The 13,992-nt window shown below is 52.2% G+C and carries 11 protein-coding genes; 5 read left to right on the top strand and 6 right to left on the bottom strand.

All coding sequences use genetic code 11. From position 1 onward, the window contains the following. Nucleotides 1-37: 37 nt before the first annotated feature. The 5 genes from GmarT_RS01505 to GmarT_RS01485 all read left to right on the top strand — a co-directional run bounded on the left by GmarT_RS01505 (nt 38) and on the right by GmarT_RS01485 (nt 7,088). Entirely contained in the window at nt 38-1,165 is a 1,128-nt protein-coding gene (locus tag GmarT_RS01505; RefSeq protein WP_230682386.1) for a hypothetical protein, read from the top strand. 118 nt (nt 1,166-1,283) lie between these two features. Continuing rightward, on the top strand, nt 1,284-2,270 hold the full coding sequence (locus tag GmarT_RS01500) for a phosphoglycerate dehydrogenase (protein WP_002646834.1): 987 nt from the start codon (nt 1,284-1,286) through the stop codon (nt 2,268-2,270). A 110-nt stretch (nt 2,271-2,380) separates the two neighbouring features. Beyond that, nucleotides 2,381-4,264 (top strand): hypothetical protein, encoded by a 1,884-nt coding sequence (locus GmarT_RS01495; RefSeq protein WP_002646835.1) that lies wholly within the window; start codon nt 2,381-2,383, stop codon nt 4,262-4,264. 177 nt (nt 4,265-4,441) lie between these two features. Further along, the gene (locus tag GmarT_RS01490; protein ID WP_002646836.1) at nt 4,442-5,728 is read left to right on the top strand and encodes a Gfo/Idh/MocA family protein; all 1,287 of its coding nucleotides are present in this window, start codon (nt 4,442-4,444) and stop codon (nt 5,726-5,728) included. A 220-nt stretch (nt 5,729-5,948) separates the two neighbouring features. Continuing rightward, nucleotides 5,949-7,088 carry a metallophosphoesterase family protein gene (locus GmarT_RS01485; protein WP_044238121.1) on the top strand — a complete coding sequence of 380 codons (1,140 nt, stop codon included), beginning with the start codon at nt 5,949-5,951 and terminating at the stop codon, nt 7,086-7,088. 67 nt (nt 7,089-7,155) lie between these two features. Here the strand turns inward: GmarT_RS01485 and GmarT_RS01480 are convergent, their stop codons facing one another. From GmarT_RS01480 to GmarT_RS01455, 6 genes are all read right to left on the bottom strand, one after another. Then, entirely contained in the window at nt 7,156-7,365 is a 210-nt protein-coding gene (locus GmarT_RS01480) for a hypothetical protein (protein ID WP_002646837.1), read from the bottom strand. Between the two features lie 48 nt (nt 7,366-7,413). Then, nucleotides 7,414-7,623: a hypothetical protein gene (locus tag GmarT_RS01475; protein WP_002646838.1), complete on the bottom strand. Its 210-nt coding sequence runs from the start codon at nt 7,621-7,623 to the stop codon at nt 7,414-7,416. Nucleotides 7,624-7,908: 285 nt separating this feature from the next. Beyond that, nucleotides 7,909-9,924: a transglutaminase-like domain-containing protein gene (locus GmarT_RS01470; protein ID WP_002646839.1), complete on the bottom strand. Its 2,016-nt coding sequence runs from the start codon at nt 9,922-9,924 to the stop codon at nt 7,909-7,911. Further along, entirely contained in the window at nt 9,921-11,258 is a 1,338-nt protein-coding gene (locus GmarT_RS01465) for a DUF58 domain-containing protein (protein ID WP_002646840.1), read from the bottom strand. The genes GmarT_RS01470 and GmarT_RS01465 overlap by 4 nt, the downstream gene beginning before the upstream one ends. Before the next feature lie 79 nt (nt 11,259-11,337). Further along, the gene (locus GmarT_RS01460; RefSeq protein ID WP_002646841.1) at nt 11,338-12,300 is read right to left on the bottom strand and encodes an AAA family ATPase; all 963 of its coding nucleotides are present in this window, start codon (nt 12,298-12,300) and stop codon (nt 11,338-11,340) included. 193 nt (nt 12,301-12,493) lie between these two features. Then, the gene (locus tag GmarT_RS01455) at nt 12,494-13,990 is read right to left on the bottom strand and encodes a sulfatase (RefSeq protein ID WP_002646842.1); all 1,497 of its coding nucleotides are present in this window, start codon (nt 13,988-13,990) and stop codon (nt 12,494-12,496) included. Between the last annotated feature and the right edge of the window lie 2 nt (nt 13,991-13,992).

Raw genomic sequence — 13,992 nt, 5'->3', positions numbered from 1 at the left:
ATGCTGCAGTATTTTCGTCCTCTGCAGCCTTTTGCTGATGACAATAAGCACACGACTGGCAGCCTGCCCGTTCTGTCCGGGCCCCTCCACCACGCTTTCCGAACAGCTGGCACAAGCAGATGTCGCTATCCTCGGACAATGGTCGAGTGCCAGGGAGGGATCGTTACAAAAAACGGGACAGACCAGCTTCATCATCTCAGAGGTCCTGCATCAACCGCTGAAGAGTAATTTGAAAATCGGGGACCAGATTACTCTGTCGCGTCATTATTCAGGCAATCCGGGTGATGTGTTCCTGCTGACAGGAGCCCGCGGGATCAGCCTGCACTGGAACGAACCGGTCACCGTCACCAGCGCCAGCATTCACTACTTAAAACAGGCCCCTGCGCAAAAAAAGGAGACGAGTCTACGTCTCCGCTATTTCCTGAACTATCTGGAACACCCCGACCAGATCATTGCCAACGACGCCTTTGCTGAATTCGCCAATGCCCCTTTCGAAGCCATCACCCCCCTCGCAAAGGACCTGCCTCGCGAAAAACTGCGCAGCTGGCTGGAAAACGAGAACACGCCCGTTCCCCGTCTCGGCCTGTACGGACTGCTGCTCGGGCTATGTGGTCAGGAGTCGGATATCCAGTTCATGGAAGCAAAGATCCAGTTGCCCGCACAGGAAATCCGCATGGGTATCGGCGGCCTGATGTCCGGCTATCTGCTGCTGACAGGTTCTGGCGGTCTGGACAAAATCGACCAAACCAAATTCCGGGATAAAACAGCTGCCTTCAGTGAAACGTTTGCCGCAATGCAGGCGCTCTCTTTCATCTGGACTTTTGGAGAGGAAAAGATTGAGAAACGCCGCCTGAACCAGTCCATGCGCCTGCTGCTGGAACGTCCCGAACTGGCCGACCTGGTCATCGCGAACTTGGCGCGGTGGGAAGACTGGACTGTCATGGATCGCCTGGCCGAACTGTACGCTGCCAAAGACTACGATGTACGTTCGATTAAAAAAGCCATCATCCGCTATTTCCTGGTGGCATCGCTGGTCCCGCCAACAAACGCTGGTGGCAATGATGTTGAAACATCACAGAAAGCCAAGCAGTTTCTCGAACTGTTGCGGCTGACGGACCCTCAGACCGTCCAGAGTGCAGAACGTTTCTTTCAGCCTCCCCGGTGATTAGCAGGCATTTCGTTTTTTCGTCGTGGGAACGTTGTCAGCAGATATCCTCTTCCGCTAGAGTAACAGTACCTGTTTCACCGTATCTGTGCACTGTTTTTAGAGAAGAATACCGATCATGCCTCGTGTCATCTGTACTGCCAAAATGTGTGAATTCGGCCCGCATTTCGAAATCCTGCAGGCCGCCGGTTTTGAAGTCGACACGGTTCCCACGGAAGTCGATCTCCGCAAAGAACCACATCGCGTGGTCGAACAGGTTCAGGGATATGATGCCGTCCTCGCCGGTGCCGAAATCTATTCCCGTGAAGTACTGCAACAGCTGCCTGACCTGAAAGTGATCTCACGCTACGGGGTCGGCTTTGACGCCGTCGACCTGGCAGCCGCGGATGCACAAAATATTGTGGTGACCATCACACCCGGCGTGAATCATCACTCCGTCGCGGAACAGGCCTTCGCTTTGCTCATGGGCATCGCCCGCATGACACGCACACAGGACCGTGCCGTTCGCAGCGGCGAATGGGAGCGGGAATTAACACCACGCGTCTGGGGAAGTACGATCGGCATCGTCGGCCTGGGTCGCATCGGTCAGGCCGTCGCCACCCGCGCCATCGGCATGGGCATGCACGTGCTGGCCTACGATCCGTTCCCCAATGAAGAATTTGCCAAAACGCATCAGATTAAATTGCTCAGCCTCGAAGAACTGTTGAAACAATCAGACTACGTCACTCTGCATCTGCCTGTCACCCCCGAGACCATCGACATCATCAACCGGGATACACTCGCCCTCATGAAACCGGGATCCGTACTGATCAATACGGCCCGTGGGGGACTGATTGATGAAAATGCATTGGTGGAAGCACTTGAATCGGGGCACTTGCGGGGCGCAGGACTCGATGTTTTCAAAAAAGAACCATTGCCTGTTGAAAGTCCACTGATCAAACTGGAAAATGTACTGTTAAGCTGCCATACCGGCGGACTCGATCAGGAATCGCATCGGGACGCCTATGCGATGGCGGCTCAGAATATCGTCAAACTGCATCAGGGTGAATGGCCGGTTGAGTGTGTGATGAACCTGAAAGAGACGACCGGCTGGAAATGGTCCTGATTTTTTCGACTGCCCGACCGGACACAACACAAACATTCTGAACAATCTTCTATTTGTAGCACGGTCCATCACGTACACAGCTTTACTGAAAAAAACTGGACGACTCCATTATGACATCTCCTCACTCCAGTTTTTTGAAAATCAGTCCTCACATTTCTGTCTTACCATTAATCCATGGCAGTGGTGATTTCGCGATCGAAGTCCGACGCGTGATGCTCAATAATGAGTTTGACTGCCTGGCCGTCCCGCTCCCCCCTTCATTTCAGGAGAACGTGGAACGCGCCATCACTTTTCTGCCCAGCATTACTGCTGTCGTACAGGAAGAACCCCCGATCTCAGGCTCCGCTCCCTGGGAAGAAGATGATGACGACGACGATGCGCAACGACTCTGCAGTTACGTGCCCATCGATCCCTGCCAGGGTGTCATCGCTGCGCTCCGCATCGCGATGATGGAACACATTGATCGACACTTTATTGACCTCGAAACGCAACGGTTCGAAAGCATCTCTGCCTCGCTGCCCGATCCCTATGCGTTAAAAAAAGTGCCCCTGGAAAAGTTTGCCGCCGCGGTCTTACCGGCTCTGAATAAACTTCCGGAGGGACAGCCGCTCAATCGCTGTACGATGATGGCACATCGCTTGCGGGAACTGGAAAAGAAATACAAGTCGATCCTGCTGGTCTGCTCGCTTTCCGACTGGCCCTGGATTCATGATGCCTACATCGATCAGCAGCAGCCGCTGGTCGAAGACGAAGAAGTCAACGAAACCAGCATCTATTCAGCTGACTCGGAAACCCTGCTGTTCATGCTCGGCGAACTCCCTTATATCACCGGACTGTATGAAGCCGCCCGCTCTGAACTGGAAGATGATGAAAATCTCTCCGTGGACGGCATCAAAGAGCTGGTGCTGACAGCACGCGACCGCTATCGACTCGAATTGAAATCCAAAGGTCGCAAGATCACGCCTAAGCTGCTGTCCGTCTACTTTCGTTATGTGCGCAACCTCTCGCTCATCGAACGACGCATGACACCCGATCTCTACACACTGGTCAAAGCCGCACAGCAGGTGGCCGGTGATCAGTTTGCCATTCAGATCGCGGAAACCTCCCGGGAATACCCGTTTGTGCATCTGCTGCCGTTTGAAAAACTCAGCTTCGGTATCGAACAGGCCCAGCTTCCCAACGGAACCATGCTGGAAATGAGCAATCGCCTGCCCGGCAATCCGATCTCATGGCGGAACTGTGAACTCACACCCAAACCTCCCAAACCCCAACAGGATGAATGGGAAATGAAATGGGATCCATTCAAGCAATGCAGCTGGCCTCCCGAAGATGTCGCCATTGAAAAGTTTCGCACGAGTGTCAAAGATCACGCATTGAATCTGCTTGGCGTCGACCTGGCCCGAACCGAAAAGTTCACCACCAGCATGAAAGACGGACTCGACCTCCGCGAAACCCTCCGCAACTGGCACACCGGCGAACTTCACGTCAAAGTACTGCCCCCCAGTCGCGGGAAACTGGATTGTGTGATCATGCTGTTTGACTCTCCCGCTGATCCTCGCGACTACCCCTATCGGCTCACCTGGCATGCTGAGCATCAGGACGAATCAACCCTCGCTTTCTTCGCGACTGACTATCGCAAAGATATGGTCGGACCAGGCATCGGAATGGCCAACTACGGCGGTGCCCTGTTTCTCTTTCCGCCACGTCCCGTGCAGGATATCTGGAACGACTTCCAGTTCGACTTCGTCGATACTCTCGAAGAACGCCTGCTGGTCGCCGCCTGTCACTACAGCCAGGAACCGCATATTGCCCTGCTGAGTGAAGCTCCCCCGGGAATCGGCTGGCGCAGACTGGCCAAACGCTATCAAAAAAAATTGATCCATGTTCCCCTGGGCCGCTTCAGCCAGGAAACCATCCAGCAGTTGAGGATGTTCCACGTCCTCAACGGTCAAAATATCCGCAGTTATGCAGCCCATTACATCAGAAAAGCCTGATCGGTTCTGCGATAAATTTCCTTTGATTGTGGGGAATCGGATATTGTTAGTTTTTTTAATTAAATACCCGCTAAGCTGGTTTTACCGTGTTCATTGCCTGCCATACTCATTAGAATAGAGCTTGTTTTCAAATTATTCCGCTATATATTCACTCCCGTATCAACGGAGAACCAGACTATGTCCGATTCGGTTAATCGTCGTACTTTTCTCGGTCAAACGGCGGCAGCAGCCACTGCTGCCAGCTTCGCAGCACCGGCCATCCTCTCAGCCGCCAATAATGCCCCCAGTAAAAAAGTCACCATTGGCATCATGGGGATGCAGCGCGGCCTTGCACTCGCTAAAATCTTTGGCGCCCTGGATGGTGTCGAAATCAAATATGTCTGTGATACCGACGATACCCGCCTGACTAACGCTGCCAAAACAGTCGAAAAAGCGACGACAAAAGCACCACAGGCGATCGGGGACTTCCGCAAAATTCTGGACGACAAAGAAGTCGACGCCCTGATCGTTGCCCCCCCGAACCACTGGCATTCCCCCGCCACCATCCTGGGTTGTTCAGCCGGCAAAAACGTGTATGTCGAAAAGCCCTGCAGCCATAACCCCAAAGAAGGGGAAATGATGGTCGCCGCCGCCCGCAAGAACAAAAAAGCGGTTCAGATGGGCAGCCAGCGCCGCAGTAGTGCCTCCATCCAGGAAGGGATTCAAAAAGTCAAAGAGGGAGCCATCGGCGATGTCTATCTCGCTCGTGCTTTTTACGAAAGTGCCCGTGGTTCTATCGGCACAGGCAAGCCAGCTGCGGTCCCCGGCGAACTCAACTACGATCTCTGGCAGGGACCTGCTCCCCGTCAGAAATATGTGGACAACCTGATTCATTATAACTGGCACTGGTTCTGGAAGTATGGTAACGGTGAACTGGGTAACAACGGCGTACATTCTCTGGACCTCTGTCGCTGGGGACTGGATGTCGACTATCCAACCCGCGTCGTCTCCAGTGGTGGTCGCTATGCCTACGACGATGATCAGCAGACCCCCGACACCCATGTCGTCGGATACGAATTCGGCGATAAAAAGCAGATCACCTGGCAGGGTACCAGTTGCAATCGTCACAAAAATGACTTTGTCACCTTCTTTGGCAGCAAGGGAACTTTGATCCTCGGCATTTCCGGTGGTTACCGCATCCTGGACGCCAAGGACAAAGAAATTGAAAAAGTCGACGGCAACCAGGGCTTGCGTGAACATGCTCAGAACTTCATTGATGCCATCCGCAACAATGAACCTCTGAATCTGAATGCAGAAATCGAAATTGGCCATAAGAGCACACTGCTCTGCCACGTCGGGAACATCGCACATCGTACCGGTCGTACGCTGAACTGTGATCCTGCCAACGGTCATATTCAGAATGACGAAGAAGCCATGACCCTCTGGACCCGCGAATACGAACCAGGCTGGGAACCCAAGGTCTAAGTTACCGGCAACAAATGATATGCAAGGGAGTCGGTCCTGAATCGACTCCCTTTTTTAATGCGCCGCATTACGAAATATCAATTTTCAGAATTTATAGACAAGCGCGCATCTAAAGCGAATCACATTACAATCAGGCTGACTGTTTGATCCTGATTCAATCAAAGCTCAACAGCACCGGCCACTCCTCAACACTCAAGCTGAAACCTGAGAATGATTACCCATGAAATTGTTTTCGATTTTATTCTTTGTCTACTTTGTACCGACATACGTTTCTGCCGCTGAAATCCAACGCGTCTGGCTGACCCATCAATCCCAGCAGCCTGACAAAATGGTAGTCAACTGGTCGAGCCCATTGCCTGGTAATTCAATCGTCCATTACGGACTGAATCAAAAGTCAATGGCAACCGTGAAAGTAGAAGAATCGACAACCCTGCATCATGTGGAAATCCCGCTCACCGCCAGTGATGTGCTCTACCACTATCGGGTCCAGACGGGAAAGCAGCATTCCTACATGGCAACCTTTAAAGCCTGTCCCACCGATTCGCTCCGCGTCGCCATCGTTGCTGACTGGCAGTCACGTCCTGATCTATCGAGCCTGCTGAAAGACGATGTCCACCTGCTGCTGACCGCCGGAGATAACATCAGCAATCTCTGGCAGACCTGCGGTCCCGGAAAGCCGGACTGCATTCAACCTTACCTCAAACTGATTGCCGCCTATCCCGAACTGTTTCGATCAACGCCTTTTATGCCTGTCCTGGGAAATCATGATCGGGAAGTTTATCCACGGGGCAAAAAACCGCCGGAACATGCTGTCTACGATGTGGACGCGACCGCATTTCGCCGCTTTTTTGCACTACCTGATGAAGAATGGAAGTGGAAATTTGATATCCCGAATTTTAACATCCGGTTCGTCGGACTTGATTTCAATCACATCTCTGATATAGGCACGACCTGGCAGACCTGTCACCCCCTGGATCGAAATTCGGAACAGTTCCGCTGGTACGAATCCATAACGCAAAATCCTCCCGGGCATCTGGTGACACTCTACAACGAACGCAATGCCACCATGCGCGGTCAACTGCAGGGTGAGTGGCAGAAGCTGTTTCAGCGGGGAACACTCTGCGTGACCGGGTTCGGTTATTTTGCCGAAAGGGCCGAAGTTGGCGGTATCACGTATTACAATTCGTCACTCAGTGGCACAGGGACACAGTACGCCGACCCGCATTCAAAGTTCCTGGCCGGCAAAGACAGTTACCTGCTGTTGACCTGTGATCGAAATTCGGGGGTGCTGACCGTGGAATTGAAAAGTCTGAAAAATGAAGTGCTGGACCGCCAGCGTTTTTCACCACGTTCAAAATAATAAGCCTGCCTGCAGACGCAACTTTTTCGCAACAGTGCTGTCCAGATACGACTGGGACGGAACCAGATTACTTTTCAACACTGGAAGATTCCTGATTGCTCAGTTCAGGAATCTCATCGGGAACGGAAAAGTACATGTCGTCCCTTCCTTTTTCCTGTCGACTCAGTTTGTGCAGCTGATCGGGTTGCAGCGCATGCGGCATCAGCGAACAGCCGGTCAAATGCAGTGACAGACCGGAAAGAACCAGCACCAGACACACTCGAATCAGAACCTTCATTTTGACCTTTCCATGGGCAAATTTATTCGATTGTCCATCAGCAATACTTCAATCCTGCGATTCCGTATGCGAATTCAAATCGCGTTCCGGAATATGATCGGGAACGGAAAAGTAAGTATCCTGGCGAGGTGCCGGACCACGGTTCAGCTTATGCCACTGACTGGGCTGGAGCGCATGCGGCAACATTTCACAACCGGAGGCAAAAAAGGACAGGCTGGGAATGATCACTATGATGAGTGCTTTTGAGAGAACTTTCATTGAGAGAATCCCGTTTAAATTTTCTAGAGTTCGTTCAATTCACTTTCTCGCCTATTCCACTCAATCCGGACGCACTCTACAGAGTGGGAACCCGCCTGAACAGGCGCAGATTCGATCCACTCGCGCGCAGGCAAAAAAGCGAACCTGTTGCTCGTCTTTCATAAAAGTGAATTTCAAGGGGAAACTGTTTGGATTGAGAAGTGAGAGATGAGGGACGGATTCTAGTCAGACGCCACCAGCCTGCCAAGACCGATTTACATGCAAAATCTGCCGGTCGACGTGTTCTCACAGCTTTTTTTGACCGCGACATTCCTGTAACTGCTGCCTGAGCTGAATCACAAGTACCGTTGCTGATTCATTTTCAGCCATAAATCGGCTGCGGGCATACGTCTCATACCACTGAGAGACAGCCTGATTTTGAATCCGCCGGGAAAACTGCATCAGAGTTTCCCCCGGCTTTCGCACCAGTTTCTGTTTTGCCAGCAGGCGATCCATTTGCGCCAGCAGCAGGTGCAGTTCCTGAATATGAACGGGGTATTTCTTAAAGGCGGCACGCTCCTGTACTATTTTCAATATGAAATAAAACACCCAGCGAAGTACAAACCAGAGAACCACTCCCAGGACCAGCAGCATCAGAGGAAGTTGTGCTTCCGCAAGCGCCAGGGTCCATTGCCCCTGCTGCAACGCTGTCTTGAGACGGGCGAACTGGCCTATAAAAGATTCCCAGTACTGGCGTGTTCCACTGGGTGCATAATATTCAGGTTGTCCCGCAGAGGGTGTCGATTCTACGGTCACCCAGCCACGCTCCGGATCCCAGGCTTCTACCCAGGCATGTGCATGTCGATTTCGGGCCACCCAGTACTGATCGTAATGGTTCCGTTCCCGCACCACATAACCTGTCACGTATCGACACGGGACACCAGCCAGCCGCAACAGCAGTGCGGTCCCGGAAGCAAAATACTCACAGTGAGCTTTGGGTTTCTCCAGCAGAAAGTACGTAATCGGATCGACTCCCGGGGGTATCGAAATCCCCAGTTCATATTCATAACCATTTTGAAAATAAGCCTGAACCCGTTCGATCTTTGCAGCCGGTGTATGACAGCCGGCAAATACCTCATGTGACAGTTTTTGAATCTCTGGTGAAATATTGTATGGTAACTGCAACAACCGCTTTAAAGCCGGCTCCGGTTCAGGACGATGCGGTAACTGGCGACGCGGAAAATAAAGCGAGTAGGGAAAGCCGCTTTCCATTGAACGCGACGTCAGAATATCCTGGCTGTCATACTGCACGCTATGAGCAACGGCATAAACCAGTGGCGTATTCAGAGGAGCAAAAATATGCCCGGCCTCCTCAGACCAGACCTGATATTCGATCCAGTTGGATGACTGAGCCTGCCCGATCTGAAACCAGGTTCCGTCCTGAGGCACACTGGCCTGCACACCGGCGGGAGGAACTGCGATGATGGCAGCATTATGATTTCCGATTTCTGAATGCCACTCAGAATTGAAAAACTGCACAAACGCGCGCCCGCGAAAATAGCCTGGTTCATCGGTTGACTGCACACGCAGTTTGATCTGTTCCGCACCCGCATCAAACTGTTTGCTCAGGCTCCCGAGGCGTGAAATCGTTGAGAACCCGGCACGCGACGTCAGCCCTCCCGCACGCGGCTCGATCAACCGGTAATACAACTGATCCAGTTCGCGTTCGTACCGATCCAGGCCCGTCGCCGTCAACCAGCCCATCAGACAGATCACAACGAAAATTCCTGAACGAAACACATAGACAGACCAGCGTTTCTTTTCCGGCTTAACTGGCTTCCGGACAGGATGCCCCCATTGATAGAACATCCCGGTCAACAGGATGTAGCCAAAAACAAGAACCTGATAGTATCGTCCCTTCGATCCATACACCAGAATATCGCCGATCAGAATATATGCTACGATTCCAAACAGAGGAAACGAATTCGGTAGAAAACGATCAAAATGACGGTCGAACATCTGTCGTAGCTGCACGGTGATGACAAACTGAGCTGCGGCATAAGCCAGGGGAGTGCGGATTGCCAGTCGGTCCAGACCGAATTCATGCTGATACATCATGTATTTGGCCATAAACAGAATGGCCAGCATACTGGTCGTCCAGAATACCTGACGTCGCGAAAACGGGTAGCGCAGCAGAGGCACATAGGACAATGCGGCCAGTACAATGATACTGAAAGGAAAGAACAGCGTCTCAGACAGAACCCCAAACGTAGCACATTCCAGGCTGATCATTGTGAACGCGATGGTACGTTGCGCATTCATAGCGATTCCACCTTGCCCTTCGCGATCTCGTCCGGAGTGAACTGGTAAGCGGGTCCAAACTCATCCGCATTATAAGGCAGCGTCGTTTCACCTTCATGGATAATGATCGTCTTCAGACTCGAGCCGGAATCCAGCACGGCACGTGCCATCTGCTCCCGCTGTTCGTCCCAGTCCAGGAAAATACAGACCGCGGTCGAGACATTGGATAACTCTTCAAACACAGCCGGGCCAATCGTCTCGAACGGATCATCCAGGCAACGGTCAACACACGACAGAATTTCCAGCACATTGTCAAAGTGTGCGGTATGCCGGCCGGCACGAAATACATATAACTCCGGCCCTGCAGCGAACAGGTCGATCAGATATTCTCCTCGCGACAGCGCATCGGCAATAGATGCGGTCAGGCTGATTCCGGCTTCAAGAACATTCATCGGCGGTTTTACAGAAGAAATCGGCTGATAACGCTCACCAATCGATTTCAGCTTCTCGATCAACCAGGGTTCGGGAGGCATATAAGTATCCAGAATCAAAGCGATCCGGCAGTAATATTCTTCCTGATACTCTCGCACCACAGGCTTGCCCAGCCGCGCCCACGACCGAAAATCAAGACGGCGGGCAGGCTCACCCGGAACATATTCCCGGTTACCAATATACTCAGGTGATTCACCCACGTTGGACGTCAACGCGATCCCCCCCGGTTGAAACTTACTGCCTACTGGCAGATCGACGCTGGTCAACTGATGAAAAGCAGGCAGTACCAGCAATGATTTTCCGGGCAATGCCGCGTTTCCCGAACGGTTGAGATGAAACGGGAACAGCGTATGAACGCCCAGCTTTGGCAGCGCATAAAATCCGCGCTGCGGTGCATCAATGGTGACCGTAACGTCGACCGATTCTCCTCGCGACAGACATCCCAGTGTGTCGTCCCGATCTGCCTGTGAGAGTGGTCGTTCCAGCCAGCGAAATGCAACAGCCATATCATAAATGGGTAACCAGCCCCGGTTCGTCACAGTGAAATGTCCGACAGCAGGCTGGCCGGCCGTCGTCTGGGCAGGAAAATCTCCCTGCAGATCACAGCGGGGACGAAAGATCCAGGAAGCAATTCCGTCTACCAGAATCAACGCCATCAGCACGCTGAACAGGTTGTAAATCGGAACGGAAACAGAAATTGTGCCGATACCAGACAGAAAAAATCCAAACAGCAGGATCTTTCCCGGATAGGTCATGCGGTAATACCAGTAATGCTTGTGCATCCGCACGAGCAGCAGGCGGTTGGTAAACGAATCTTTTTTTCTGATCTTAGATGAATATGGATCGTATTCCGAGACATGCATAACAGAATCAACGTTTCACTTTGATAGATCCGGACTGCCCCCGTACGAATCACCTTCACGCTGATCATCCCTGATCAGTCTACGTAGGCACTTTTACTTTATTTACGATATCCTTCACGACATCCAACTTGGTAATACTGCTGTATTTTGCTTTTGAAGTTAATATCAGCCGGTGCGCCAATACATACTCAGCCATATGCTGCACATCATCGGGCAATACATAATTTCGACCTTTCAGAAACGCGATCGCCTGGGATGCCCGAAACAGCATCAGCGAACCACGGGGGCTGACGCCTAATTTTAATCGAGGATCATTGCGAGTCGTATTCACCAGGTCGATCATGTAGCGGGCTACACTCTGATCAACGTGCACCGTTTTGACCTGATCCTGCATCTGAACCACTTCTTCGTGATTCAACACCCGTTCCAGATGATCCACCGGATGTTCCGTTGACTGCGAAAATAAAATATCAATTTCATTTTCCGCATCGGGATAACCCAGTTGCAGGTGAATCAGAAAGCGGTCCAGCTGTGCTTCCGGCAGTGGATACGTGCCGTGAAAGTCCACCGGATTCTGCGTCGCCAGCACGAAGAAAGGAGAAGGCAACAGATAACGCACGCCTTCAATCGTCGCCTGCGCTTCACTCATTGCTTCCAGCAACGCAGACTGCGTCCGCGGCGAAGCACGATTGATTTCATCTGCCAGCAGGATATTACAGAAAATCGGGCCTTCCCGGAAATGAAACGTGCCATCTACGGGATTATAAATCGAAGAACCAAGAATATCGGTCGGCAGCAGATCAGGCGTAAACTGCACCCGGTTGAAAGGGACGTCCAGGGAGCGGGCCAGTGCTTTCGCCAGAGTGGTTTTACCCGTGCCAGGCACGTCTTCCATCAGGACTGAACCGTTCGAGAGCAACGCCACCATCATCATGTCGATGCTCTCTGATTTACCACGTATCACGCTGCTCAGATTCTTCCTTAACAGGCTCAGTTTCTGAACGTATTTTTCGCTTTGCTCCGGCAACGTGGATTGCGCCATTCGACTTCTCAACCATTTATTCTGTTTGATCAGGGAAATGCAGATTCAAATCGCATCTTCGATTCGTATGTTCCATCACAAAGGCAAGGGATCTATCGGATTATAGCAGATCACAGCAAAATGAAAGCACTCTCACAAAAATATTTCCCTTGATTCAAAATCAATTTTGAATATTCCATGAAGACACTGCTGATCATGTGCCCGGTCGCCAGGGTTCCGGTCCACCTGGTTTTGCCTGCAGGAACTTCGCATCGGTCTCCTGGTACCATTTGTGAAGCTGCTTGCGCATCGCAGCGACACGCTCCGGATATTTCTCTGCCAGATCCTGTTTCTCACCCAAATCTTCTTTCAGGTGATACAGGTGCACCTGGCCGTCCTCGAAGCGTTCGATCAGTTTCCAGTCACCCACACGAATCGCTCCGCCGGGAATGCCTCCCTGATTGGAATAATGCGGGTAATGCCAGTACAACGCATCCCGTTTGAACGGTGCTTCCCCCTGCAGAAACGGTTTGAGGCTCACCCCATCCAGATGTTGTTGCGGTTTCAAAGGCAGTCCTGCCAGATCCAGGATCGTGGGGTAAAAATCGGTTGTAATAACAGGCTCGTCGCAAACGCTGCCCGGCTCTGTTCCACCTGGCCAGCGAATCAGAAAGACTTCCCGGATCCCCCCTTCATACAGCCAGCCTTTCCCGCCGCGCAAAGGCAGGTTGGATGTGGGCGAACCCTCCGATGTACTGAGCCCGCCATTGTCAGCAGTCAGCATCACCACGGTATTCTCAGCCACGCCCGACTCTTCCAACTGTTGCAGCACCTTGCCAACCGCTTTGTCCATCGACTCCACCATCGCCGCATACACGGCATGATTCTGCAGGATCCGCACACGTCGCTTCTCATCGACGGGAAACACCTGCTCTTCGTCTGCGAACTCTTCCTTCCCGGTCAGTCCCAGTCGTTTTGCTTTCTCTTTGTATTTGGTCACCAGCGGACCGGGTCCCATCAACGGAGTATGTACCGAATAAAAGGCGAGGTAAGCGAAGAATGGTTCATCGCGATGCGCGTCAATAAACTGGGCCGTCTCACTCGCCAGGCGATCGGGCAGATGCTCTCCCTTCAGCCCGTCCGTCAACCGGGGATTTCCATAGGGTGAGAAATATTTTCCCCCGCCATACGGACCGCCACGATGCCAGCCGCCACGGTTAATATCAAAACCCTGTTTTTCAGGCCAGAACTCTTGTGTTGGCCCCAGGTGCCACTTACCCGCGAAAAATGTGGAATACCCATGTTCTTTGAGAGCCTCCGCGATCGTTGTCTCGCTTAAAGGCATCTTGTCATTCAGTGGGGCGGGCAGAAATTTCCCGGCCCGTTTCCCGGAAAAGAAATTCGTCGCATCGACGCGGGTCGGGTATTTTCCCGTCATTATACTGTAGCGTGTCGGGCTGCAGACCGGGTTGGCCGCGTAGCCGTTGGTAAACCGCATGCCGGTTTTCGCCAGTTGGTTGATATGGGGCGTCTCATAAAAAGTCTGTGGATTATTACAACCCACATCCATATAACCCAGATCATCCACCAGAATAAACACAAAGTTCAACGGTTTGTTCTGCTTAGGTTTCTCCGCAGCAGACAGTGACCTGTCTGCCAGAACAGAGAAGGCGAGCATCAACATTAACGTGCAGCGCGACATCAGTTGCATGT

Origin of the sequence: Gimesia maris (assembly GCF_008298035.1) — a bacterium.
GTDB lineage: Bacteria > Planctomycetota > Planctomycetia > Planctomycetales > Planctomycetaceae > Gimesia > Gimesia maris.
The sequence above is the reverse complement of the archived record's forward strand: the minus strand, read 5'-3'. Positions and strand labels throughout refer to the sequence as shown.